Consider the following 26395-nt stretch of genomic DNA (forward strand, 5'->3'; position numbering starts at 1 on the left):
TAAATTCCTTTAGGAGTTAAATCATGGCTTGTTGACCACCTATAAGCATATTATTAGACTCATGTAAAAGCTCTTCCAACAATTTATATTGATCATATTCCTTCACTTCTGTTTGATTATAAAGAGAAAGCAGCTTTTTAAAGTTTTCAATTAATTCATTTATACTACTATCTTTAACAACATTGTACTTTTCCATCCTTTGAATAGCTTTCTCTACTGTTTTAAATTTGTTTACAATATTATTATTGTCATGGTCGGCTATTAGCCTTGTAGCAATGGTATAAGCTGTAAGCTTAGCCTCCCGTAAACAGCTTTGTAATATAACGCCAGATACCTTTAAGCCCACATCAATAATCCCGCAGCTAATTTTTGAAAAGTTTCTAAAAGTATCTCTATCTAAAAGTCCATTTCGCAAATCGCTTTCAACAGCCTTTACACTAGGAAAGACTTTGAAAATGTTTACAAATGAGGAATTTATCATATCATCATAGGAATCGGCGATTTCAATAATTATTTCATTAAATTGCTCTTCATACAAAGAAAAACGTGCTTTAAATCCGGGCATCATTTCTTCTGTCATTAAGAATAAATAATCACTAAAACTAACTGCTTCAAGAGTTTCCCTCTTTTTCGGAAAACCAAAAAGTGCAATATCATCTTCAAAACCAATATCTAGTCCATTTTTCCATTCTATTGTAATTGCTGTTTCTGCAATATCCTCAAATACTTTTTGCTTAAATTGTTTAATTTTCAGTTCCATTTCATCTGTAAGTAAGTTGAGACGAATAGGAGATAATGAAATATGTTTCGTTGCAACACCGAGTTGATCAGCTTTAATTTCCACCGAAGAATCTTGCATGAATACTGTAGGCTTTACGAGAACCATACCTACTACTTTCGACACAATAAAAATACCTCCAAAGTACTATGTGTATTTTATATATTATATCTCTATTTTTAAATAATAGACAGATTTTATAAAAGAAAGATTCCTTCATCTGTATCAATAAGCGTTTTTACTTGTTAAATTAGCTGTATAATGTTGATTTTTTTTCAGCCGCTCCTCAAACAGCCTTTTTTTCTCTGCAAAGTCAGGATTGTGTATAGGTTCATATGAGTGTGAGTTTCCTCGTTCCTTTAGCTTTTTATTTTGTTCCTCAAGCATCCAATTATCATTTTTAAAGTTGGTATCATGAACAGGTTCATCATCCTGATCACGATTATGAATCCATTTTGGAATATACTCTTGTCTAATTGGCTTTTTCTTAAAAGGAGTGTTCAATTGGTGTTTGTACACCACACGTGCTGCTTGTACATCATTCAGAGTTTGATAATCTTTATCCACCCAATCTCTTAAAATAGCTTCGACATAGTTCCAGCGCTTGGATGAATTTTCAATAGCAAGCTTCATAGCCTCAATAACTAGCTCGTTAGATAAATCATTACACCATGACTTTATTTTTTCAGTGAGGAAGCTTCCGATTGTTCCAAAGCCATTTTGCACGAAAAATTGGTACGGGTCTTCTTTTTTGTAGTTTTGTTTTAAGTCCTTTGAAGAAGAAGAAGAAGAAATCTCTGATGTAATTTTTGTAGTAATCTTTGTAGTAATCTCTGGTATTGGTGTGTTCAAACTGAACTCCTCTACGTGCCATGTTGAACCACTCGTCTGCTCAACTTGAACAGGTGGGCTGCTCACTTCAGGCATGTCATCTGTCCATTCTGAACACATCTCATGTTCAGGATGCATAGACGGTGGTAGCTCGTCCGCCAAAATCGTAAGGTCATCAGCATTCGCTTCATTGTGTATTTCGCTAAGATTTTCGTAATTGATTGTGTACCATTTCGTTTTGTCTAGCTTCAGCTTGTTGAAGTTTTGTGAGGAAAGGTAGCCATTGCTTTCTAATCTTGCAATGGTTCTGCGAATGGTACTCTTTGAGATGAAGGGAATTTGCTCGACTAACTGATCATAGGTAAAATACACCCATTTTTGATTAAGTCGGATATGCTTGCTGCGCTGAAGCCAATAGTGAACCTGCTGTAAGATAATGCTTTCATTTATGCCAAGTGTGACGGCAAGAGAGGGAACAATAATAAGCGGTCTTTCATTAAGTAGAATATTTCCATACATTTGTCTTCATCCTTTTTGATTAAATTTGAGAGAGTTATTATGTTTGGGGCAGAGGACCAGGTCTGTCGCCCCAACAAGAATAATAGGGTCATGGAATCAATCCAAGATTACACTTCTATCCTTGAATTCGTTTTCAATTTTCATCTGTTAAAAATTGCAAGACGCACATGGCGGTTCGTGTGTATTGTTTTTGTAGTAGATAGTGAGATTCGTTCATGGGAAGTTCATAATGATTTTTGAATTGGATAATGGATTGGGTTTGATGATTTTGAGTTGACACGATTGCTTTTATATGGTGGTAGATAATCCAATTGCACTCAAACGCGTTTGGGGATTGAGTAGGAAATGCGAAGATTTTCCTTCGAGGGTTTATTGGAATGGGCACCTTTTGAATTGCACCTGTTAAGTGGGTTACAGCTTTTCGTCTGCCTTCGTATGTGGATCCACCTTCAAGGCAAGCTGTCTTAATAAGTTGGAGTGGTGTCTTTTTTACGTACAGCATTTGATGTCCTTCTAGAACAATCGTAGCATAATCTATATGAGCTATAGATAACAGCGCCAACGTGTCAGGATTAATTTCGTAATCGTTGTGAATCATATACATATTGTTAACACTCCTTTGAGGGATAAGTAGGGTAACCGAGGATAAAAACGATCGGGGGTTAGCTATTTTACTAACATTTTGGGATGGAAAACAGAAGGAGGTAACTATTCATCACAATCATCTACAACTAAGTCTTCAGGAATTTCATCAAAAATTTCATCTACACTGAAATTTGCCCTCTTGCGAAGTTTATAAAGAGTAAGAAGACCAGGACCTCTTTTTCCATTCTCGATCTTTCCAATGTATTTGTCGTCTAAAAATGTTACTTTAGCAAGTTCCTCCAGGGAAAGATTTTTATCATTGCGAGATTCTCGTAGTAACTTACCGAAATTTTTCTTAAGTTTTTCCTTATTTATGTCTCGATCTGTCAATCTTGTTACCCCTTTTTACAACTATTATCTAGTTGTAAAAACCAATGTACCACGTCCAATTGTACCCCTTGTGGATTTTTTGGACGACGAGGGGATGTTATGAGCCGGATTAACATGTATTGTATGAAGAGTATTTCCCTCTTTATTTTAGAGGGAACCATTATTTTTGAACCTAGTTATCCGAAAGTCCACAACGAATTAGTACGAAATTGACCTAGACATTGATCTTTTTTCAATCGCCAACTAATGCCTTTCGATTTGAAGCTGTTGGGTTTTTTTATAGCGGATCATTCTTATCATGATATTTAATCCATCTACTGAGAATTTCATAACCTATGTTAGTAGCCTCAGATAATCCACAATCAAATCTTTCGTTGGCTCTCCGAAACGGACAGAGATACTACAACAAACCAATCTCAAAAGATCAAATATGTGTTGTAGTTGCACACGATAGAAACGGTCAATTCCTCTCTCAAAAGGCAGGAAAAGGTCGTATTTTGGCTATTGATTTAGGCGAAGTGTTGGGCTACACAGATACGGCTACAAACTATTAAAAGTTTGCGATGATGAAGGGATTGCAACACGAAGCCATCAATGTAAGTAAAAAGGAATACAAAAGGAAAGGTTTTTATCACATTCAGCACGTCGATGGGTATCATAAACGATTGAAAAAACGGATGGATAGTTTTCTTTTCGAGGCGTAGCAACCAAATATCTTGATAATTTCCTATTCTGGCTTCATTTCCTAGACCTTAATAAGAAGATGCCTTTTCAGGAAAGCGTTTAAGGAAATGCTTCTTTTCTCTTGTCAACGAGTGATTTTTACTACTGTTTGTAACATCAGGGAAAGTGCATAAAAGCTCGACTATTTAAGCCGAGCTTATTAAACCTATTTTTTTGTTATTTGCACTGACGCTCTATCTAGCTTTTCTTCTATTCTATCTAATTGTTTTTTACGTTTTTTCGATGAACGAACAAAAAATACAGTAATCACTATAAAAAAGATAGGTACTAAAATTGTGAATAACTAAAAAATGATGTCGCCAATATTCAACACTTAATTCACCTTGTTTTAGAATATTATCCATTTTTATTATACTGAAAGAATCCTATTTAATAGCAACAATCTTTTAGAAAAGAGCCTTTCTTAAACTATCAACTTTTTTTCTTATTCATCCAACTGTGATAATTCTTCATTCAAAATTTCATTTTGTATTCTATCAAAGTTTTCTTGAGCATCCTTTACCATTAACTGTAAAATATTTGAAATGATTAATTTATCTAGAGTAGGATTCACCAATAAAAATGAAATTGTACTACCCGCTACAGACCCTACTGTAAGTTGACCCGGAATTGATAAGCCATAATTTGAGGGACCAAAAACTGCTCCGATTGTATCAATTTTTTCATTATAGATACTTCCAAGACTTCTATATAACCCAAATGCTGTCGAATGGATTTGGCTATTAGCCTGTTTATAATATGAAGTAAGGTTAGTTATTTCAGCTGTTTGTTCTAAATCACTAAAATAAATGGATTGATCCATTCTTTTATTTTCAAATAGTGGTCTTGCCCATTCATAAGGCTTAGAGAAACTTTTCCCATATTTTCTTTCTATATCTTCTTTTTCACTCTTTATTTCTTTATAATCCTTTCCGAATTCTTTGGAAATAATGTTTTCTCTATGTATTATTTTAAACTGTTCAATTGTAGCACTATCTAAAAAACGATAAGCCAGCTCTTTACCCAAAGATTCATTTTCCTTTAAGGTATCTGTCAGTATTGTAAATATTACATTAATCTCGTGAAGACCCCTCCATCTTGATATAGCAGCATCAGCAAATCCAGATTTTAATAATGTAAAAACTTCCTTACCAATAACAATTGCCCTTGCATGTAATTTTGCTAAAATATCCAATTCTATAGGAACTACAATTTTTCCATCTTCATGTTTAAAATCCTCAATATACTCATCTAAGATGGACATTGATACTTCTTCTGCAATAGTAATGATGGATTGTAATGTATATAAAGCGTCTAACCATCTTTGTTGAAGTCTTGATTCAAACCCTAGTATTTCTAAGCGATGGTACTCATACATTTTAGGGGCATCTTTTATTAAACTTTCATATAAGGGTAATGAAGCTTTTTCGATTGAATCCTCTGAATATATTTCTTGTATGGCTTTTTTCAATTTTTTTAGTGGGACTTCCTCCCCTTTATTTAGCTTCTCTTTAATTGTATCTATAAGCTTTGCGTTAGTCATTTTCTCGATTTCATCTAATTTCAAGTAAGTCCCCCCTATATGAATATTATATTGTATTATATCGTTGAATCGCCTAGAAGACTACAATTTTAGTGACAGTAGGAGTAACTTGTTTCTGGCAGTTAATTGATGTAGGTTTTGGCAGTATGTTTATTAAGGACTTTGAATAGTCATTCAAACACTATACTGTATATAAACTTATATTAATGCATTTTTACAAAGGAGTGCTTATTGCATTAACGGGGCAGCATTCCTGTAATGAGTGAAAATGAGATTTGAACAATAAAATAACCTCTTGGTAGAATGAGGGTGTCCTGAAGCTGGCCAGCAAAAAGGACAAAAACTCAAATACCAGGAGGCCTAAAATGAATTATAACCAAAATAAGAAGCTTGCTCAAATTACTTCTCAAATACTTATTATAGGGGTCGACATAGCTAAATTCAAGCATGTGGCACGTGCTCAGGACTTTAGAGGAATTGAGTTCGGATCACCTTGCTATTTTGAAAACACAATAGAGGGATTCTATCATTTTCTTAAGTGGATTTCAGAAATAAAGAAAAAACAAAGCATGGATAAAGCAGTGGTTGGGATGGAACCGACAAGGCATTATTGGTTCAACCTAGCTCATATTCTAAAAGAAAATGATATTAAATTTGTAGCTGTAAATCCCTTGCATGTAAAGAAAACCAAGGAATTGGTGATAATTCACCAACTAAAAATGATGTAAAGGACGCAAGAGTAATTGCCCAACTGGTCAAAGTTGGAAGCTACGCCGAACCTCCAATACCACAGGGTGTTTATGCCTAACTCCGAGTGGCGAAAAAAATGCGCTCTTTTAACGGATGACCTCCAAACGGTCCAAGGGCAGGTTCATAACTGGATAGTTCGGTACTTTCCAGAATTTCTTACTGTCTTTAAGAAGTGGGAAGGAAAGGCAGCATTACAATTCTTAAAACTATATGCTTTACCGCATGAAATAATAAACTTCTCTGAACAAGAACTGCTTACTCACTTAAGAAAAGCCGTTACCCGGAGTGTTGGGCTTAATAAGATTCGAGAGTTAGTGCAAGCAGCCTGTAAGTCCATCGGACTTCGCAAAGGCTCTGATATGGCTAAACTGGAGCTCAAAACATTACTAGATAAATATGAGTTAATTCAGCTTAAATTCGAAGAATTAGATTCAAAAATAGATATTTTACTTGATGAAATACCAGGGGTACCACAAATGTTAGCCATTAGAGGTATTAGAAGGGATACGGTTGCCGGTTTCTTTGCGGAAGTAGGTGATCTCAATGATTATACTCATCCACGACAAATTATTAAGCTAGCTGGCTTAAGTTTAAAAGAAAATACATCTGGTAAGCACAAGGGAAAAACAACGATCACAAAAAGGGGCAGGAAGAAACTGAGGGCTCTGTTGTTCAGGGTGTGTATGATTCTCGTTGCAAAAAATTCAGCTTTTAAAGCATTACATGTTTACTATACTCAACGTTCTGATAATCCATTAAAGAAAATGCAGTCCCTTATTGCTTTATGTAATAAATTGATCCGAATTTTCTTTAGCATAGGCAAAAAGCAATTTGAATTTAATGAAGAAAAAATGTTAAAGGTTATTTCTCATTTGTCAATAGCTAAAAAGGTTGAAATGGTAGCTTGGTTCTGTTTTAGATTAGATTTAAAAAATAGTAGTAGCGTTAGATTTGGGTACATTTGAAGCACGGATTAGTCGGCAAAGCAACTAAATTACGGGCAAAGGACCCTGTGGGGCAGCATTGGCTGACATCCACCTCATGGAAAGGTTGAACGAAGGAATTTGAGAGCGAAGACTCTGTGAGGCATGGGAGGGTTGACCTCCATGAGAAATGTGGACATCTACCAGTGCGATCATATTTTGACTCATCCACCAATTTCTGTAAGGAATTGGTTAGTGGGCTATAAGTCTTTTTTCTCAAAGAGTCCAGTTTTATCCTTTTCAGTAATGTTCACCGAACTATTAAGTGATTACTAGAAGGTAAACTAATATGAAAATCTAAGAAAAACGGAGAAATCGTGAGATTTTGCTTTCTTTATTGAGGGAGGATAGTTGAAGAAGAAAAAACTTTCCTTTTATATCGAAGTAGAAACAAAAAGCGAAAAAAAGGACTATACACTAAGGTATAGTCCTAATGAAAGAAGTACTGATCGTGAGATTTGGCTGGAATCCCATGATGATCATGTTGCAGTGACTGCAATAACATATTATTCAGGAATAAATTTTGTTGACACTGACATTAGTGGAACTTTGAAAGAAAATAGCGACATTAATGAAGGTGGAAAAAGAAAGTCCCTAGACTAATTATTTAAATAAACAAATGTCCAAGGACTTCTTAGTTACTATTTTAATAGAGAAATTTGTCCGTTTTCAACACATTGGCAGTAATATACGACAAAAGTATTATGTAACAATTTGATTTAATTAAAAAGGAGCTCGATAAAAAAATTGAAGCAAAAAGAGACCATTACATCAAATGTAACAGTCTTAGAGGTATCTTTATATGAGGATTTTCACTGTGATTAAGGTGGGAATCCACTACTCTTCTAAGGTAATGGGTTACCATGGTCAAACGCTGCTTTCATGTTATTGGAACAATAACAGTATATTCAACAAAGGATAAAGCGACAGGGATAAATGTCAAATTTTAAAAAAATATTTCACAATTCGAATATATTGCCAAGAAAAAAGAAACAGAAAAATAAAAGCGCCCAAGTGGCGCTTCTATCTTATAGTGAGTCATTACAATTTTGATAATCAGGTTAGTTCCATCTCATAAATTATGTACCAACAATATTTAAAAGAAGAAAAATATGGGGCTTGATTCGTTAATCTGCTTAAAGAAGTAAATTTATTTTCCCCATAGTCTGTCAATATCAAGAGGAACAATAACTTGCCCATTTATTTTTTTATGAATAATTGGGTTACTAAAGGAATCGACATCGTAACTGTGCTTATTAGAAGATCGAGGACGAACATCTATACCTAATAAACTTCGAATGGCATTCCTATTTGTCATCAAAATCATCTCCTTATATAGTATTGATGTAATTATTTTCTTAAAGAGTATAAAAAATACCTATAAATAGATGAATAAATTAAAGAAAAATTATCCTTAAATGAAAGAAAATACGACAAAAAAAACTAGAGAGAAACAGTATCTCCCTAGCGAATAGGTAAAGACTTATCTTTCCTTACCTATTATCAATATTAACAGTAAGAAGACATTTTAAGAATTGGTAAAAATAGGTAGTAATAAGATCGTTTTTCTGCTTTATCTAAAAGCAGCTGATAACCATAAATAACAATTTCAAAAGTTATGTAAGTAAGAAGTATAAACTTAGGTTTAAAGTTGATCAATTTAAATACCTTTAACTTTTGGTAAATGGTACTAGCAGGGTATGAAAGAAATACATTCATTAGAATATTTTATAACATATATAAACTAAAATTTTTGTAAGTCATGCGAAAAATCCATAAGGTGCCGATAAAAAATGGTCCGAATATAAAACTTAAATCATTAAATATTTTTGTTTTTATACCACCTTTCACTCTCCACAAGTTTAGGGGGACAGCTAAAATACTTAAAATTAAAACAAGTAAGGATGCAAGAATTGCAGAGGATGAATATCTTATAAAAGTCTTTTTTGGAAGAAAGAGAACAGATGTCCAAGCAATAACAAAGTGACCTATTCGAACTAGAGCAGGAGACAACAAACCATCTCTCCTCCTTTCAAAGATTTCTTATATTATGTCCGAAACATTTTTGTTTTTATTCCTATAAATGGCATTGGATTAATAAAAGCTTGTTTCGCATTTCGAACATATTGTGAAGAAATAAACTTAAGCTAACGGGTAGCGTTAATAGAGTAAGCATATGAATTAAATAAAGGCTGAATATACAAGATTTTATGCATTACTTGTATATTCAGCCTTATTTTCCATTCGAAAAGTATACTGCCATTAGCAACATTTCTTAATTGCCAAATACAAGTAACTTTTGACTGATACACTTGTCTAAGCAATTCATATATCATAGAGCCAAAAAAATTTGTTCAAATTACCTCACAACTACTTGGGTAAACTAATAAAAAATGTTATAGTTAGTATCAGATACTAAAACCAGGTATAATAAGATAAGAGGAAAACATTTTTGATGCATTATGGAGGTAACAATGGAAGATTTAATTCAATTAGAAGGTAAAAATATTGTCGTTATGGGCGTAGCCAATGAAAGAAGCATTGCTTGGGGTGTTGCTGAGTCCCTTTATAAGGCTGGTGCTAAAGTCATTTATACGTATCGTCTTGATCGTTCACGTGAAAAATTAGAAAAATTATTAGAGAAATACAATTACCCTGCAGAAATGATTGTAAGATGTGACGTGAATAGCGATGAAAGCATCTCACAAGCTTTTACTGAAATTGGTGAAAAAGTAGGCACAATCCACGGATTAGTACACTCTGTGGCATTCGCCAACGCAGATGACCTAAAAGGTGATTTTATCGATACATCAAGAGATGGATATGCGTTTGCACAAGATACGAGTGCATATTCATTGGTTGCTGCAGCAAAAGCCGCGCGACCATATTTAGCAGAAGATGCTTCGATCCTAACAATGTCATATCTAGGTGCTGTACGTGCACTTCCTGGATATAATGTGATGGGAATTGCAAAAGCTTCACTTGAAGCATGTGTAAGATATCTTACATTTGACCTTGGCAAAGATGGAGTTAGAATCAATGCGATTTCAGCTGGTCCAATTCGAACATTAGCTGCTAAAGGTGTACCAGGCTTCAATGATATTATGAAAATGATTGAAGAAAAGGCGCCACTTAAGCGAAATGTGACAAAAGAAGATGTCGGTAACATGTCCATCGCCATGCTAAGCAATCTGTCACGCGGAGTGACTGGCGAAGTAATCTATGTTGATTCTGGCTATAATATTGTTGGGTAAAAAACGAGGGCGAGACCACTTGATGGCTCGCCCTTCCTTCATATTAGAATTCTAAATCAAACCTTAACTCATCCACATACTCCCTAGAGCCGGTCACAATTAATCGGTCCCCAAGCTGAAGCTCTGTATCACCATGCGGAACAATTGAGTCTTTGCCTCTAAAAATCCGAACAAAGATGACATCTCCCGTAAACGGGAAATTTCGCAGCATGGTTCCATCATATATAGTATTGTTCATATCAATTTCATATAAGGACTGTTCCTGATTTGTTAGGATTGTCATGATACTCGGTACTTCAATCAACGCACGAAGTAAAGTATTAGTCGACATTAGTAAAGAAAATACCTCAATATTTTGATCTTTGAGTTCATCACCAAGTGAACCTGATTCGATTCGTGCAATTACACGGTCCACTCCATTTTCCTTCGCAAATTTCGCAATTTCAGCATTCTGCTGATCTGACCCAGTTGTAGTTACTAAAATATCCACATCAAACACATTTAAATCTTGTAAAGTTGCAATTGAATAATCTTCAAGACCTACAATATCAAACACAGAATCAGAATGCTTCTTATCAATCTTATCCTGGGTTGTATGATAAATCGTCGTATCATACAGTTTGGAGTTTAATTCCCTTATCACAGGTAAGGACATTTGGTTTGCACCAATAAAGGCAACGCGAATGACTGGTTCTTCGTCCACTTGCTTCGGAAAAAGCTTTTTAAATCCAATTGGTGAAACAATACTTGCAATAATCGCAACTAAGATTAAGGCACCAGACATTCGATCATCAATGATCCCCATTTTCTCCCCTACAGTAGCAGCTGCAATGACCAAAGATAATGTTGATGTTAACAAAGCACCGGCTCCAATTGTCGTTCGCCAATCATACCAGCGCTTGATATAAAGAATTGGAAACATCTTTGAAATAACTAAAGCAATAAATAATAATGGAATAAGCATTAATATTTTCGGGTCTTGGAAAAGCGACCAAATATCAAGTTCCACCCCAATCATTACGAAAAAGATCGGAATTAAAAATCCATAGCCAAATGAATCAAGCTGCTGCACCATATCATGATTGGGTGACAACAATGAGACTAATACACCGGCTAAAAACGCACCTAATATATTTTCAGCACCAATCGTTTCAGAAAGAGCTACTAGAATCATGATGAGTGCAAATATTGCTCTTGTTCCAATTTGAATGGTTCCCTTGGACATCGTCTCAAGGAAGGATCGATTTTGGAACCTCTTCCCTACTAAATAGAGGACTATTCCTGCACCAAATAAGATTAACAAGAGCCACATATTGCTCTCTCCACCTCCGTAAATAGAGGCAAAAACAGCAAGTAAAATCATTGTTACAAGGTCAGCCACTACTGCAACAAGCAGGATAATTTGACCAATATTTGTTTTCATGATTTGGGCATCCTTAAGGGTTGGGACAACAACCCCTAAAGAAATCGTTGATATTATTAATGTCATTAAGAAAGCATTATCCGTAAATCCTGTCCAAACAAATAAATAGGATAATAGCAGAGATAAAATAAAAATTCCTGCAAATACAATGATGGAAACGAGAAAAGTACTTGGTGCCTTCTTACCACTCGGTAGGGTTTGTTTCTTTTTGCCTCCTGCAAACGCAGAAAAGTCAATTTCAACCCCACTCAAAAACATTAAAAAGATAAATCCTAATGTCGATAAGGTTTCAAGCCACATATCAGGTTCAACCACGTCAAACCCACTTTTCCCAATAATAATTCCCATAATAATTTCCGCTACAACAACAGGAATTACCCGAAGTTTAAATCTATGTAATAACAGTGGTGTCAAAAAGGCCACCACCATCACAATTACTAATGATGTTAATGAAGCACCATGTTCCATGTTTTACCCCCTTATATTTCATATTTTAATTTATCAAACCAGATATCCCATAAAAAAGGTTGCTAATCCAAAATAAATTAAAATACTAATAATGTCATTAATTGTAGTGATAAAAGGTCCCGACGCAACTGCAGGGTCGACCTTTAACCGATGCATAAGTAAAGGTACAAGTGCACCAGCAAGAGTTGCTACAATCAATGTAATTAAAATTGAAAATCCAACTAATAATCCAAGAAAGAAGTCACCTTTCCAAAAATAAACAACGAACATTATTACCGTTCCACAAACGGCCCCAGTTATTACACCAGTGCCAGCTTCCCTCAGGATTAATAGCCATTTATTTTCGTCCTCATCCTCACCAATCGCAATTCGACGAACGGCCACAGCCAAAGCTTGTGTTCCAGTATTCCCTGCCATACCGGCAATTAACGGAATAAAAACAGCTAAAATAGCAACCTGATCTAATGTTGCTTCAAATCGCCCAATAAGGCTTGCTGTCAACATTCCAAGGAAAGATAAAATAATCAACCATGGCAATCTCTTTTTAGCGGATGTAAAAATATTTTTATCAGCTGAATCTACATCTGAAATACCCGCAAGCTTCGAGTAATCATCAGACGCCTCTTCATCGATAACATCAATAATGTCATCTACGGTAATGATTCCTAATAAATGATTTTGAAAATCGATAACCGGAACCGCTAAGAAATTATAGTCTTTCATTTTTCGCGCGACTTCTTCTTGATCCTCACTAACTGACACGGATACAACACGGTCATTCATGATTTCAAGGATCATGGTATCATCATCACTAACAAGCAAATCACGGATAGAAATGACACCGACAAGTCGTTTTTCTTCATCAATTACATACACATAATAAATTGTTTCAGCACGAGGAGCTTCTTTTTTCAAGATGTACATGGCTGATTTTACGGTTTGATTGGCATGTATCGCAATATATTCGGTAGTCATGATACTACCTGCAGTATATTCCTCATAATGAAGAAGCTGTTTAATTTCCCCCGCAGCTTCATCATCCATAATTGTCAAATAGCTTGCAACCTGTTCCTTGTTTAATTCATTCAATACGTCAACTGCATCGTCGGCATACATTTGTGAAAGCATATCCGCGACGAAGGTTGGATCCATCTCTGATAAAAGCTCTTCATATTCATTCTCATCAATCTCAAGGTTTTCAAAAACCTCTGCCATTTCAGTTGGTGATAAAAAAAGATATACGCGCATTCTAGCATCTTTTGGTAACTTTGCATAGAATTTTGATCTTTCATATGGATGAATTTCTAAGAATACTTCTCGGAATTCGTCAATACTTTCATTTTCCAACGCTGCCAGCAATTGTTCAGTTTCTAATTGCTGTTGCTCTTTTTCAGTTACTTCTTGTTGTAACATGTTCTTCCCCCCCCTTACAACTTGAAAAACAAAATCTTAACATACATTTCATAAAATGTAACATCCAACCATTTACTTTTTGTGGCAATTTGTATATCATTAATTTTTTAGTTTGCACGATGTAATGATTTGCAATCACTCAAAAATAAGCTAAGATAGAATTGGCTCATCAAAATGCGCAATGCGCCCATGAAGCCGGACTTCAACTTAAAAAATTGGATAATGATTTATACCCTGTTTTCTATGATATAAAACTCGTGCCTGATTAGAAAGGATTTTTATCCATGAATAAAGAAAATACTCCACAAAAAATTGATTATACATTGTTGTTTATATTATTTCTAATGGCCATCGTTAGTGCCATTGCAATCCAAAGTGCACAGCCTTTTTTACCTGAAAAGCTTAAAAATATAAATTTCGCAGCCCAACAACTTCAATGGTACGTAATTGGAATAGTCGCTATTATCGGGACAATGGTTATTGATTTTGACCGTTTTAAAATGATTTCCTGGTACTTATATGGATTTGGGATGATTTTATTATTTGGACTTTTTGTTGAAAAATATATTGTTGACATCCCCTTTGCCTCAAAAGTAAAAGGTGCAACAAGCTGGTATAACTTTGGCTTTGCAAGCTTCCAGCCATCCGAACTAATGAAGATTATTATCATCATTGTGTTAAGTAAAATTATTGCGGATCATCGTGAAAATTATCCAATTAATACAGTAAAGGATGACCTTCTTCTTATTGGAAAGATTTTACTAGCATCTGCACCTCCGATTGGATTTTTAGTGTTACAACCGGATATGGGGATGACCATGGTCTTTATGTCAATCATTGCAACAATGATTCTTGTAGCCGGTATTAAATGGAGAATTATTTTTGCAGCCGTTTTTTCAGCTGTTTTTGCAATTTCGTTAGGTGTTTTCCTATACTTCAATTTTCCAGACTTTTTCTTTAAATATATAATTCAGGATTACCAGATGAGCCGTTTTTATGGCTGGCTCGCTCCTTTTGAAACTGCTGGTAACGAGGGGCACCAATTAGTCCGCTCCTTACTAGCGATTGGTTCTGGCCAACTTCAAGGTAAAGGATTCCAGGAATCAGAGGTTTCGATTCCTGAAGGACACACCGATTTTATTTTTGCGGTAGTTGCCGAACAATTTGGTTTCATTGGAACAAGTATTATTATTTCCTTATTCTTCTTATTAATCTATCGAATGATTCATATTGCACTTGAAAGTCACGATCCATATGGCAGTTACTTATGTGCAGGTGTGATCGGAATGATCACGTTCCAAGTATTCCAAAACGTCGGAATGACAGTTGGAATCTTACCAATCACGGGTCTTCCATTACCGTTCATTAGTTATGGGGGTAGTTCCCTTGCCACCTATATGATCGCAATCGGGATTGTGCTGAATGTTCGTTCGAGAACGAAGAAGTTTATGTTTGACTAACATCATACAGTTGGGATTAGCCCCAACTGTATGATGTTGTAGCCTTCGGCGGATGCCACGATTTTTCAAAGGAACTTTTCAGCATTAACTGGCACTAAGCCCTCATAGAGGGCAAATGCCAGCAAAAGCCTGATTGGTTCAACTATCAATCTGTGGGGTAAAACTTCCACAGATTGAAGTTTCACTTTATCTCACAGTAAGTTCAAAGACTAAAAACGCCACATCCTGTGGCAACGTCTTTATGACCCACTCCTGTGGGCCAAAAAATCGCACAAATACGCCAACAGCGTATTTGATTTTATTGAAATAAAATCACGTTATTCTTCTTATAATAGATGGAGGAGTGACGTGATTTTTTTGTAAAGAGGTGCTATTGATGAAAATAGATGTAATCGGTGACATTCATGGTTGTTATCAGGAGTTAAAAGAATTAACGACTAAACTTGGTTATTCGTGGGAAACTGGTATTCCGTTACATAATGACCGCGTACTAGCATTTGTGGGAGACTTAACAGATCGTGGTCCAGAATCATTAAAGGTGATAGAAACTGTGTACAGGCTAGTAGTTCAGGAGAAAAAAGCCTACTATGTGCCAGGAAATCACTGTAATAAGCTATATCGATATTTTCTTGGGAATAAGGTTCAGGCTACACATGGCTTGGAAACAACAGTGGCAGAATATGAGGTCTTGGATAAAAAGAAACAAGAATCGATTCGAAGTCAGTTTATTGAATTGTATGAAATGGCCCCGCTTCATGAACGACTAGATGGAGGAAAATTAGTCATTGCCCATGCGGGAATTCGTGAGGATTATATCGGACGCAATGATAAAAAGGTTAAAACCTTTGTGTTGTATGGAGATATTACTGGCAAAAACAACCCTGATGGAACACCTGAAAGACGGGATTGGGCAAAACAATATAAGGGCTCATCATGGATTGTGTATGGACACACGCCTGTAATGGAACCGAGGTGGGTAAATCATACAGTGAATATCGATACCGGTTGCGTGTTTGGAGGAAGCTTAACAGCATTAATGTATCCTGAGATGGAGACTGTCTCAGTGCCTTCCTCTATGCCACTTGTGTCAGAGAAGTTTCGTGAAATTGGGTAAGGGATATGGAGTAATTAGATAAAAGGTTAGGAGTACGATAATAAGCCAAGCGCTTCCTATTCCCCTTTTGTTCGGTTTCTTAGTGTACGACGCGATTCGTTTGTTGGGTATCATTTGGACAGGTTTGTGGTATATCATTTATCGTTTTTCCTTTTGGTGATATACCGATGATGTCGTTTGCGGTATATCAACTATTCTTTTCGGCTCGCTGATATACCTCTAAACCTATGTCATACCACCCTTAACACAAAAGCGACCTCACAGGGTCGCTTTTTCCAATAACTCTCTCATATCTTCCGGCAATTCTGCATAAAAGACTACTTCTCTTTGATACATGGGATGCCAAAAACGTACCTCTCGGCAATGAAGTGCTTGCCTTTCAATCTCAACGCGTAATCCCCCATACAAATCATCACCAATAATCGGATGACCGATATGAGAAAGATGAACGCGAATCTGATGGGTTCTCCCTGTTTCAAGTGTAAGTTGCACAAGTGTACAATCACAAAACTCCTGCACCACTTGAAAATGGGTAACCGCCCTCTGACCATCCTTACGCACTTGCCGCTCAATAATGCTATCATCCTTCCGGCCAATTGGAGCATCTATCGTCCCGGAATCCTTTTCTAATTTACCATGTATCACGGCTTCATAAATCCTCTTTAAACTTCCAGCTTTTTGTTGCTCTGATAAGAGATGGTGGATATGTCGATGCTTTGCAACGAGCAGCAACCCAGATGTATCACGATCAAGGCGATTGACTAAATGAACCGTCACATCAAGACCAATTGATTGATAATAATACAAAAGTGCATTCGCTAAGCTTCGAGTAGGGCTCTCCCGGGATGGGATTGATTGCTGGTTTGGTGGTTTGTTTACAACCAAAACATAAGGATCCTCATAAACGATCTGTAAAGGTAAATTTTCAGGCTTTAGCTCTAGGCTTGGTTTTTCAGGAGGAAAAACCACTTTCAGAACCTCGTCTTCCATTAAACGATGGCGAACCGTAACAGGGTCGCCATTTATGAAAATCCCTCCACCTGCGAACTTAATATCGGTTAGGGCTGTTTTTGAAATAGCCTGCTCTTTTAAAAACTCTCTAACTAGTTTTCCAGTATCTTGTGATGATATTGTCCATTCTAATGTAAAAGCATCCACAGTCCTATATCCCTTCACTAATCCGAAATAAACGAATCACGAACCCTTTTCCAGAATGGGAATGGGCGAAAACGAGCAAAGCGTACTTTTTCAGGAGCTACGCGGCATTGAATCGATTTAACATCCTTGTGTAATAGGGTTAAATGGTCAATCGTAATGTGAAAATCCACGTCATTCACTGGTTTCATGACAATCGTATGATGATTCGGTAAAATTAAAGGTGAACCCACCGTTCGAAATACACGATTATTAATTGAAGCCATTTCTGCAACCTGGATAGCCTCAATTGACGGATGTAAAATGGCGCCACCAAGCGCTTTGTTATATGCCGTACTTCCTGAAGGTGTCGAAATACATAATCCATCCCCGCGAAACGTCTCAAAAAGCTGTCCTTTTATTTCAAGGTCCATCACAAGTGAACCCTCTACACTTTTTACCGTACATTCATTTAAGGCAAGATATCTCGATTCCCGTCCCCCGTTAATATAGCGAATATACACCTCAAGTAATGGATATTCGACTACCTGATAAGGGGTTTTAGCGATGGCAATCACGAGTTTCTCTATTTCTTCTGGAACCCAGTCTGCATAGAACCCTAGATGACCTGTGTGTATACCAACAAAGGCTGTTTTATCTAAACGGCTACGGTAACGGTGAAAAGCATATAAAAGAGTTCCATCTCCTCCGACAGTTACGACAATATCCGGTTGATCCTCGTCATATGTGAGCCCGAAGTCCATTAAATATGTTTTTATTTTTTGCATTAATGTATTCGAGTTCGAGTCACCTCTCGAAGTTACAGCAAATTTCATGTTTTACACCCTATCTATTAAGAATTAGCAGAATCCTTGTTATCCGTTTTTCGAGAAAAAATAGCTTGTGCTTCTTGGATTTCGCCACGTATTTTAGACATTTCCTCATCAAGTAGAAAAGCAGCCTCCGCTGCACGCTGTAAGCGATGCTCAATTTCTTCAGGAAATCTGCCTTTATATTTATAGTTTAAAGAATGTTCGATCGTTGCCCAAAAATTCATTGCAAGAGTGCGAACCTGAATTTCTACTAAAATTTTCTTCTCACCATCAATGGTCTGAACAGGATACTGGATCACGAGATGATATGAGCGATATCCACTTTCTTTTTTTTGTGAAATATAGTCACGTTCTTCAATGATTTCCAAATCATTTCGCATCCGTAACAGTTCAACAACACGCTTGATATCATCAACAAATTGACACATCATTCGCAAGCCTGCAATGTCTTGCATCTCTTCTTCAATTTTATCGAGCGGAATGTTTTTCTTCATTGCTTTATCCAAAATACTAGGGATGGGTTTTACTCTTCCTGTTACAAATTCAATTGGGGAATGGGTACCTTGCATTTCGAATTGGGTTCTCATTCCTTTAAGCTTTATTTTTAGCTCGTCAACAGCTTGCTTGTATGGAGCCAAAAAAAGATCCCAGTCTTTACTCATGATAGTCCCCCGTTTTTCTAAACTTAGGATAAAAATGTCTTCTCAACGAGCTCGACCATATCATCTCCATAGTTGGCATTACCTTCAATGTTTTGTAAAAGGTACTCCAATTCAGGAATGATATCAATCAATTCGAGTTCGTTGTCTTCGAGGTGTAAAATTACTTTTTGTTTTTCGGAAATAACATTTTTTAATGATGGCCAGACAGCTGATGGCAAACTCACATATATAAATTCCTGCTCATTTTCAAGCTTGTAAATGAATGCTAGTGAATCGGAATCAACCAGCATTTGACCAGTGGCACTCAATCCGTCCGTGTCAAAGTCTGTATGCTCCGCCTTAAGCTCTAACCTGCCGTTAGAATAATTAAATTGACTAATTTCGATATGCTTCTGCATCAGTAATCTCCTTTTCTCAATTCCAAATCCACACCTATTTTATCATATGTACATCGATTCGTTAAAGAAACTGCTAATCAATTCCTAAAAAAGTCACACCTCATGATATAATAAAAACAAATTGTTGAAAAGGACGATGAAAATGTCACAAGAGCTTGAAATTGAATTTAAAAATTTGCTAGAAGAAAACGAATATCATCGATTACTTTCTGCCTTCTCAATCGACGATGAGAAAAAAGTAATCCAAGAAAATTTTTATTTCGATACAGCTCAGTTTTCCTTAAAAAACCAGGGGGCTGCCCTCCGAATTCGTGAAAAGAATGGAACATATACACTCACATTAAAACAGCCCGTTCGCCGTGGATTACTAGAGACGCATCAAGTTTTAACAGTAGAAGAAGCCAAGCAAATGCTTGATGGTGGTCCTATCATCAATGGTGAGGTTTCTACCATTTTAAAAACACTCTCTATTAATCCAATGGATGTTACATTTTTTGGTTCTCTAAAAACGAAACGAGCTGAAGTAGAATATAAAAAGGGCTTACTCGTCTTGGATAAGAGTTACTATTTAAACCATTGCGATTTCGAGGTAGAATATGAAGTAACGGATGAAGTAATCGGTAAAGAAATTTTTAATGAACTTTTATTACAACACAATATACCAATTCGTAAAACAGATAATAAAATTCGTAGGTTTTATGATCGTAAAAAACAAATTCTACTAGGAGAGGAACACAGTTGAAAATAGACTTTAAAGTACTAATGGAGCTTCAAGCGTTACGAAATGTTTCAACAACAAATTCACCGACAGTGAGTAATGATGAGTCCATTTTTAAGGACATGCTGTTACAGCTGCTATCTAATTCATCTGGTGCGCCAACAGAAAGTATTCGTTCGAAAGTTGATCTCTCATCTTTATATAGCAACAAACATTATATGCCACTCAATATATCGAACTCTCAAGTTGCACCTGTATCCAGTAACTATGATGACTTGATTCAACAGGCGGCACAAAAACATAATGTGGATCCACGTTTAATTAGTTCTGTGATTAAGCACGAGTCCAATTTCAATCCGAATGCAAAAAGTCATGCCGGCGCCACTGGCCTAATGCAGTTAATGCCTGCAACAGCCCGAGGATTGGGCGTCACCGATATCACAGATCCAACTCAAAATATTGAAGCAGGAACAAAATACCTCCGAAATATGCTAGATCGCTATAACGGTAATGTATCTCTTGCTTTAGCTGCTTATAATGCTGGACCAGGAAATGTTGATAAATATGGTGGAATCCCACCCTTTAAAGAAACACAAAACTATGTAAGAAAAGTAACAGAAACCTATCTCGGATAATAAAAGTTCTCCCACATCAAGGGGAGAGCTTTTTCATTTCGAGCAACTTTATTTCGATTCCATAAATTTCATTCCCCTAAAAAGTGCGCTTTATTTGAGTTAAATCTCGTCCATTGATAAAATGTTAATACATTCAACATATGATATACACTCCTTGCGAGTAGAAAGGGGGTAAGGTCTTGAAACAAACTGATAATATGGGATTCAAACATTCATCTAGTAATCGACCGTTGGAAATCTATATGTTTGTAGATCCACTATGTCCTGATTGTTGGGCATTGGAACCCATTTTAAAAAAGCTAACAATTGAATATGGAAAGTATTTTACGATTCGCCATATTTTAAGTGGCCGCCTTGCTTCCTTGAATATTCAAAAGAGGAAAAAACCTGCTGATATGGCTCAAGTGTGGGAACGCACTGCTAGTCGATCAGGAATGTCTTGTGACGGAACCCTATGGCTTGAAAATCCGATTTCTGCTCCTCATTCTGTTTCCATTGCGATTAAAGCTGCAGAACTACAAGGAAAAAAAGCAGGAATCCGTTTTTTACGAAAACTCCAAGAAAATCTTTTTCTTGAAAAACGGGATATTTCAGACGCTGAAGTATTATATGCATGTGCAGATGAGGTTGGTCTTGATGTAAACGAATTTAAAAGCGATCTTCATTCATCTAGTGCTGCAAAAGCATTCCAATGCGATTTAAAAATCACATCTGAAATGGAAGTGGAGGAAATTCCGACACTTGTTTTCTTTAATGAGAACATTGAAGAGGAAGGTTTGAAAATCACCGGTTGCTATCCATATGAAATGTATGTTCATATTATTTACGATATGCTCGGCGAAAAAATAGAACCCACTCCTCCCCCGCCATTGGAGGATTTCTTAAAATATTTTAAATTTGTTGCCTCGAAGGAAATTTCAGTACTGTACGATTTGCCTATACCAGAAGTCGAACGTGAAATGAAAAAGCTTATATTAAAGCAAAAAGTGGAACAAGTTCCTGTTAAATACGGAACCTTCTGGAGATATATAGAATAACGAAAAAGACTTGGAATCCAAAATGGTCCAAGTCTTTTTTCTATATATTTCAATAAAGGGGATGGGAGAAATTTCACTTCAAACAAAGGGGTGTTGTTTGTGTGATTACTTCTTGATTACATAATAGCAAGGTTGATAACCATTTTCAACTATTTGTACATTTTTTCACAAAGTTGTCAAATTCCTATTCTTAAAGTAGATGCTTGGACATAAATATAAAGTATAGGTCAAAATACGATGAAATGACATTCATTTGTATGGAGGATGTAAAGATGAGGAGAATCGGGCTAACCATTGGGACTTTCATGATCATCATCACGTTTGGACTAAATATATTGGGATTAATGAAATTAATTCCCCTTTATATCACAACCCCTCTTTTATTTCTTTCATTACTTGTCACATTCGTTATTTATAATAATCGAAATCGTTTCAGGGGGTTTCGCTCATAGTAAAGGGCATCAAAATCGGATGCCCCAGACTTGTTGACAAACGCTCGCATACTTCGTTGCTTGCCTCTCTCGTCCGCTCATGAAGGCAACTTCTATTCGCGTCTTCGATCGGCTGCGCGCTTAGTCTGACAAGCGTTTTCAAGACAGTCTGGGTAAAGTAATTTACTCTAGATATCCTGTAAAAAACGAGTAGACAAAGTCAATACTGACTTTGTCTACTCTCTGAGGCATCCAAATTGGATGTTTGTTTATTGCTTTTCCAATAATTTTTCCATTTCAGCTAGTTTAGCTTCGAATACTTTACATGCTTCTTTAATTGGGTCTGCAGAAGTCATGTCCACACCCGCATTTTTCAGTACTTCAATTGGATAGTTAGAGCTTCCTGCTTTTAGGAAGTTATTAATATAACGATCAACAGCAGGCTTACCCTCTTCTAGGATTTGCTTACTTAGAGCAGTTGCAGCACTAAAGCCTGTTGCGTATTGGTAGACGTAATAATTGTAGTAGAAATGTGGAATACGTGACCATTCTAAGCCTATTTCCTCATCTACGACAATATTTGGACCAAAGTATTTTTTATTAAGATCATAATACATTTCGGTAAACAAATCAGGTGTTAAGGCTACTCCCTCTTGTGCTTTCATATGAATCATATGTTCAAATTCAGCAAACATGGTCTGACGGAATACTGTTCCTCTAAAGCCTTCAAGCTGGTGATTTAAAATATATAATCTCTCTTGATCATCATCAAGAGTTTTTAATAAATAATCTCCCAAGAGTGCTTCATTACAAGTAGACGCCACTTCCGCAACAAAGATAGAATAATTTCCATACGTATACGGCTGATTATTTCTAGTATAGTAACTATGAACGGAGTGTCCAAATTCATGGGCTAATGTAAATAGATTGTTCACATTGTCCTGCCAGTTCATGAGGATATAAGGATTTGTACCATAGGTTCCTGATGAATATGCACCACTTCGTTTTCCTTTATTCTCGTGAATGTCCACCCAACGATTCTCAAAACCTTCTCTTAAAACATTTAAATAATCCTCACCTAATGGCGCAAGCCCTTTTAGGATATAATCCTTAGCTTCCTCATAGGAAACTTCCATTTTTACATCTTTTACAAGTGGCGTATAAAGGTCATACATATGAAGGTCATCCACACCAAGTGCCTTTTTGCGAAGGTCGACATAGCGATGTAACAGCGGCAAATGTTCGTTGATCGTATTCACAAGATTATCATAAACGGTCTCAGGAATATTATTGCTACTCAAGGCTGCTTCGCGAGCAGACTTATAATTGCGAACACGCGCATTAAAGTTATCCTTTTTAACCGTTCCACTTAATGTACTGCCAAACGTATTTTTAAATTTGCCATATGTGTCATAGACAGATTTAAATGCTTCTTCTCTTACGCGTCGATCTGAACTTTCAAGGAAGTTAATATAACGACCATGTGTAATTTCAACCTCTTCCCCATTCTCATCTTTGATGGTTGGGAAAGTTAAATCAGCGTTGTTTAGCATGCCAAAGGTATTGCTTGAAGAGTCCATTACCTCATAGGCTTGTGCAAGCAATGCCTCTTCTTTTGCAGATAAAACATGTGGGCGTTCACGGTTGATATCGTTTAAAGCATGCTCATAAACCTTCAATTCTTCGTTTTCGGATAGGAATGATTTAATTGTTTCCTCATCGATAGAAAGGATTTCAGGCACGATAAAAGAAAGTGCACTTCCTACTTGTGTATATAGATTTGTTGCGCGATCATATAAACCTTGATATAACGAATTTGAAGTATCTTGGTCATTACGCATATGTGCATATGTATAAAGTTTCCCCATTCGTAAAGAAATGGCATCTTGATAAGCTAATGCCTCATAAAGCTTATCCGCAGATTCACCAAGCTTTCCTTGGAATTCTTCAATTCCAGAAATCATCTCTTTTACTTCAGTAAATTCCTTTTCCCATTCAGCATCTGAAGCAAAAATATCTTCTAATCTCCATGTATCCTGCTCGGCAATTTCATTCCGATTCGGGAGTTTCTTTACAGTTGATTGTTCTGCCATTTAAAAAACCTCCTATTTCCTATTCACTAAAAAGTATTCGATACCCTAATGATTATCTCCTTTTTTATTCAAAAAGTTCAAGTTTTTTGAATTCAATCTCGGTTCAGATCTCTACCAATATTATCTTGTACCAATCCATTTTCTTCATGCTTACCAACACTTGCCAGCATTTTTTCGTCCATGGCACTTGCTACCTCCAAACTCATTGGAATAATAAAATCCTTTGTTTTTTCATATTTTGTTTTAGATATTTTTTTCAGACTGCCTGCTTTCACCAATACCTGTAAGTACTCCTCAACCGCTAGTGAATACTGAGTATGAGACACCAAAGGCAACTGTCTAATCACAATATCTTTTGAATCAATTCGCTTTGAGATGACCTCCATTACTGTAGAAAAAAAGAAAGGTTCCCCTTTACGAAGTTGAAGCAAGAGATCAAGCAAAATCCACATTTGCCAAATCATTGGTGGTGTGTGAAACCAGTAGCTTGATGGAACAGGTAATCCCGCTTCACCCGGTAAATAAGCTGGTGGTATTCGCTTTTGATAAAGTGTGGTCAAAAATGAGGAAAGATGGTTGGAGTTGTATATGGAGTAACTTGCTCTCCACTTTTGTTTTTTTCTCCCCCATACATGGTGCAAAGTAAATGGATGATTGTACGGTTCTAACAGGTTTAAGAAGGAAACCCCTTTTTCTTTATAAAAACAAATCGAGCAAAAGACCTCACCTGTTGTAAATGAATGAAGGTTAGAGAGTTTAAGAAATGTAGAAGTATCTGGGCAGTAATAAAGGATACACGGTTGGATTGGTTGATTGAAAGAGGTGGCAAAGAGCCATTGAAATGGTGAAAGTTTTACAGAGTGGGTAGACATACGCTTAAACCATTTTGCACCTAAAATCCAAATAGGCACAATACCTTCTTTCTTATAAGAATCGGATCTCTTTTTAAATAAGGGATAATCAAGTTGGGAGCATTGGTACTCAATTGCGAAGCGTTTGTTAGAGGTGGTTACTAGGAGGTCTGGACGTTGTGAAATCTCTGGTAAAAACGGCTCAAGCTTGACATCGTAGCCTTGGGTCTGGAACCATTGGAAAAGCTGTCGTTTTCCCGCGAGGTGGTACTCGGATTCTGGTTCTGTTTTAACCGTACATTCTACTCCTTTTAGATGTGCAAAATGTGGAGTCTTTTTCAAGCCTGCCTTAAGCTGGACTTTGCTTTGGCATGCCGGACAATGAAATGTCACATGGCTGCGAAGCTCAAGCAAATCGGAACGCTCCCATTTTTCCACCAGTGATAGGTATTCACCGTTTTCACGTAATGCAACAAACACGGCATCATCTCCTTTTTATATTTAACAGTTGCTTCTTTAAAATAGCATAGAAAAACAGGTTGTACAATTTAAAATTTATGAACATTTCTCCACAAAAAAAGCCGATTCCAAAACTGAAATCGACTTAGCTTATAGCGAGAAATATTTAACCAATTCATTTAACGCATTCTCGTGGATAATCTTTTTACCATACTCTTCAATTCTATGAATAGACATTGCCGACTCTTGCCCGTACTCCAACACAATGCTAAGCATATCTTCAAGTTCATCTTCAGTGTAGATTTCCTCGTTAAAATCGATAAATAAGTAGTACTTATTTTCGAAGGAGTACAAGGAATTACTTAATCCCTCAAGCTGGATACGATGTGCTAACGAAATAACATCCTCAAAATCTTGGAATCGAATTAAAAATTGGAAGGTTTCTTCCTCAAATTCTTCAATAAAATCTTTATCCTCGTATTTTGAATGAAATTGTTGATCCAGTAAAGATTCAATCTTTTCATCAACTGGAATTTTATCGTCACCAACAGGAAGCTCATATTTATTTCCATCTTTTGAAAGCTGTGCTCGTGTCACAAGAACTTCTAGCCCTTTTTCTAACGCCTGGACTTGGATCCATAGTGGACCATCAATCGTGAATTCTTCTTCCTGATGAATTTCATCCATCATTTCCCAGAAAAGCTCTTCACTTCGCTCACGGTTATACCAAATTTCTTCGCGTTCAAACCCGCGCTGTTCTATGTCATTATATGAAATATAGAATTTTACTGTATATTCGTTGATTCGTTCGATTTCCATTACAGAACCTCTCCCTTCTTGCTCAGATTTTGAAGGGACGTTATACCCCCGAGCCAGATGCTCTTTTATTCACTTTTCCCATAATTGTTGT

General features: G+C 36.4%; 22 protein-coding genes and 2 pseudogenes. 9 read left to right on the top strand and 15 right to left on the bottom strand.

Translation table 11 applies throughout. The annotated features are described in order from the left end of the window. Positions 1–16 precede the first annotated feature (16 nt). The 4 genes from DZB84_RS04610 to DZB84_RS04625 all read right to left on the bottom strand — a co-directional run bounded on the left by DZB84_RS04610 (position 17) and on the right by DZB84_RS04625 (position 3103). On the bottom strand, positions 17–904 hold the full coding sequence (locus DZB84_RS04610) for a hypothetical protein (RefSeq protein ID WP_116351092.1): 888 nt from the start codon (positions 902–904) through the stop codon (positions 17–19). Positions 905–1003: 99 nt separating this feature from the next. Beyond that, positions 1004–2128, bottom strand: a complete 1125-nt coding sequence (locus DZB84_RS04615; protein ID WP_116351093.1) for a DnaD domain-containing protein — start codon at positions 2126–2128, stop codon at positions 1004–1006. Positions 2129–2261: 133 nt separating this feature from the next. After that, the gene (locus DZB84_RS04620) at positions 2262–2732 is read right to left on the bottom strand and encodes a competence protein ComK (RefSeq protein WP_116351094.1); all 471 of its coding nucleotides are present in this window, start codon (positions 2730–2732) and stop codon (positions 2262–2264) included. Between the two features lie 104 nt (positions 2733–2836). Next, on the bottom strand, positions 2837–3103 hold the full coding sequence (locus DZB84_RS04625; protein WP_116351095.1) for a helix-turn-helix domain-containing protein: 267 nt from the start codon (positions 3101–3103) through the stop codon (positions 2837–2839). Between the two features lie 413 nt (positions 3104–3516). On the opposite strand from DZB84_RS04625, the pseudogene DZB84_RS04630 reads away from it, so the two are divergent. After that, positions 3517–3960, top strand: a pseudogene (locus DZB84_RS04630) (IS1595 family transposase); the annotation flags it as partial. A gap of 311 nt (positions 3961–4271) precedes the next feature. On the opposite strand, the gene DZB84_RS04635 reads toward DZB84_RS04630, so the two are convergent. Then, on the bottom strand, positions 4272–5393 hold the full coding sequence (locus DZB84_RS04635; RefSeq protein ID WP_116351096.1) for a DUF5677 domain-containing protein: 1122 nt from the start codon (positions 5391–5393) through the stop codon (positions 4272–4274). Between the two features lie 341 nt (positions 5394–5734). Here DZB84_RS04635 and DZB84_RS04640 point away from each other — a divergent pair. Further along, positions 5735–7012 (top strand): annotated as a pseudogene (locus DZB84_RS04640) (IS110 family RNA-guided transposase); the annotation flags it as partial. Between the two features lie 441 nt (positions 7013–7453). Further along, a complete protein-coding gene (locus DZB84_RS04645; RefSeq protein ID WP_116351097.1) occupies positions 7454–7705 on the top strand; it encodes a hypothetical protein in 252 nt (83 codons plus the stop codon). Between the two features lie 547 nt (positions 7706–8252). Here the strand turns inward: DZB84_RS04645 and DZB84_RS24820 are convergent. Continuing rightward, the gene (locus DZB84_RS24820; RefSeq protein WP_189655145.1) at positions 8253–8420 is read right to left on the bottom strand and encodes a hypothetical protein; all 168 of its coding nucleotides are present in this window, start codon (positions 8418–8420) and stop codon (positions 8253–8255) included. Positions 8421–9576: 1156 nt separating this feature from the next. Between DZB84_RS24820 and fabI the strand changes: the two genes are divergently transcribed. Next, positions 9577–10356, top strand: coding sequence for an enoyl-ACP reductase FabI (fabI, locus tag DZB84_RS04655; protein ID WP_116351099.1), 780 nt, complete (start codon positions 9577–9579; stop codon positions 10354–10356). 43 nt (positions 10357–10399) lie between these two features. Here the strand turns inward: fabI and DZB84_RS04660 are convergent, their stop codons facing one another. Together DZB84_RS04660 and mgtE are read right to left on the bottom strand one after the other, a co-directional pair. Further along, positions 10400–12247 carry a monovalent cation:proton antiporter family protein gene (locus DZB84_RS04660; protein ID WP_116351100.1) on the bottom strand — a complete coding sequence of 616 codons (1848 nt, stop codon included), beginning with the start codon at positions 12245–12247 and terminating at the stop codon, positions 10400–10402. Positions 12248–12280: 33 nt separating this feature from the next. Next, complete coding sequence (gene mgtE, locus DZB84_RS04665; RefSeq protein WP_116351101.1) at positions 12281–13660, bottom strand: magnesium transporter; 1380 nt, start codon at positions 13658–13660, stop codon at positions 12281–12283. A 284-nt stretch (positions 13661–13944) separates the two neighbouring features. On the opposite strand from mgtE, the gene DZB84_RS04670 reads away from it, so the two are divergent. Further along, complete coding sequence (locus DZB84_RS04670; RefSeq protein WP_116351102.1) at positions 13945–15120, top strand: FtsW/RodA/SpoVE family cell cycle protein; 1176 nt, start codon at positions 13945–13947, stop codon at positions 15118–15120. 376 nt (positions 15121–15496) lie between these two features. Further along, positions 15497–16234 carry a bis(5'-nucleosyl)-tetraphosphatase PrpE gene (prpE, locus tag DZB84_RS04675; RefSeq protein ID WP_116351103.1) on the top strand — a complete coding sequence of 246 codons (738 nt, stop codon included), beginning with the start codon at positions 15497–15499 and terminating at the stop codon, positions 16232–16234. A gap of 258 nt (positions 16235–16492) precedes the next feature. Here prpE and DZB84_RS04680 read toward each other — a convergent pair whose 3' ends face one another. The 4 genes from DZB84_RS04680 to DZB84_RS04695 are packed head-to-tail and all read right to left on the bottom strand — an operon-like array spanning position 16493 to position 19261. Further along, positions 16493–17392, bottom strand: a complete 900-nt coding sequence (locus tag DZB84_RS04680; RefSeq protein WP_116351104.1) for an RluA family pseudouridine synthase — start codon at positions 17390–17392, stop codon at positions 16493–16495. A 17-nt stretch (positions 17393–17409) separates the two neighbouring features. Next, positions 17410–18204, bottom strand: coding sequence for an NAD kinase (locus DZB84_RS04685; RefSeq protein ID WP_116351105.1), 795 nt, complete (start codon positions 18202–18204; stop codon positions 17410–17412). A 17-nt stretch (positions 18205–18221) separates the two neighbouring features. Then, entirely contained in the window at positions 18222–18863 is a 642-nt protein-coding gene (yjbM, locus tag DZB84_RS04690) for a GTP diphosphokinase (RefSeq protein ID WP_116351106.1), read from the bottom strand. Between the two features lie 23 nt (positions 18864–18886). Further along, positions 18887–19261, bottom strand: a complete 375-nt coding sequence (locus tag DZB84_RS04695) for a UPF0738 family protein (protein ID WP_116351107.1) — start codon at positions 19259–19261, stop codon at positions 18887–18889. 142 nt (positions 19262–19403) lie between these two features. Here DZB84_RS04695 and DZB84_RS04700 point away from each other — a divergent pair, with 142 nt between their 5' ends. The 3 genes from DZB84_RS04700 to DZB84_RS04710 all read left to right on the top strand — a co-directional run bounded on the left by DZB84_RS04700 (position 19404) and on the right by DZB84_RS04710 (position 21651). Further along, positions 19404–20003, top strand: coding sequence for a CYTH domain-containing protein (locus DZB84_RS04700; protein ID WP_116351108.1), 600 nt, complete (start codon positions 19404–19406; stop codon positions 20001–20003). Next, positions 20000–20614 carry a lytic transglycosylase domain-containing protein gene (locus DZB84_RS04705; protein WP_116351109.1) on the top strand — a complete coding sequence of 205 codons (615 nt, stop codon included), beginning with the start codon at positions 20000–20002 and terminating at the stop codon, positions 20612–20614. The genes DZB84_RS04700 and DZB84_RS04705 overlap by 4 nt, the downstream gene beginning before the upstream one ends. A gap of 197 nt (positions 20615–20811) precedes the next feature. After that, a complete protein-coding gene (locus tag DZB84_RS04710) occupies positions 20812–21651 on the top strand; it encodes a ClpXP adapter SpxH family protein (protein WP_149917163.1) in 840 nt (279 codons plus the stop codon). Between the two features lie 700 nt (positions 21652–22351). Here DZB84_RS04710 and pepF read toward each other — a convergent pair. The 3 genes from pepF to mecA form a co-directional block, all read right to left on the bottom strand. Next, a complete protein-coding gene (pepF, locus tag DZB84_RS04720; protein WP_116351112.1) occupies positions 22352–24175 on the bottom strand; it encodes an oligoendopeptidase F in 1824 nt (607 codons plus the stop codon). A gap of 92 nt (positions 24176–24267) precedes the next feature. Beyond that, the gene (locus DZB84_RS04725) at positions 24268–25506 is read right to left on the bottom strand and encodes a competence protein CoiA (RefSeq protein WP_116351113.1); all 1239 of its coding nucleotides are present in this window, start codon (positions 25504–25506) and stop codon (positions 24268–24270) included. A 129-nt stretch (positions 25507–25635) separates the two neighbouring features. Then, entirely contained in the window at positions 25636–26304 is a 669-nt protein-coding gene (gene mecA, locus DZB84_RS04730) for an adaptor protein MecA (RefSeq protein ID WP_116351114.1), read from the bottom strand. Between the last annotated feature and the right edge of the window lie 91 nt (positions 26305–26395).

Source organism: Bacillus sp. HNG, from assembly GCF_003400205.1.
Lineage (GTDB): Bacteria > Bacillota > Bacilli > Bacillales > Bacillaceae_L > Ferdinandcohnia.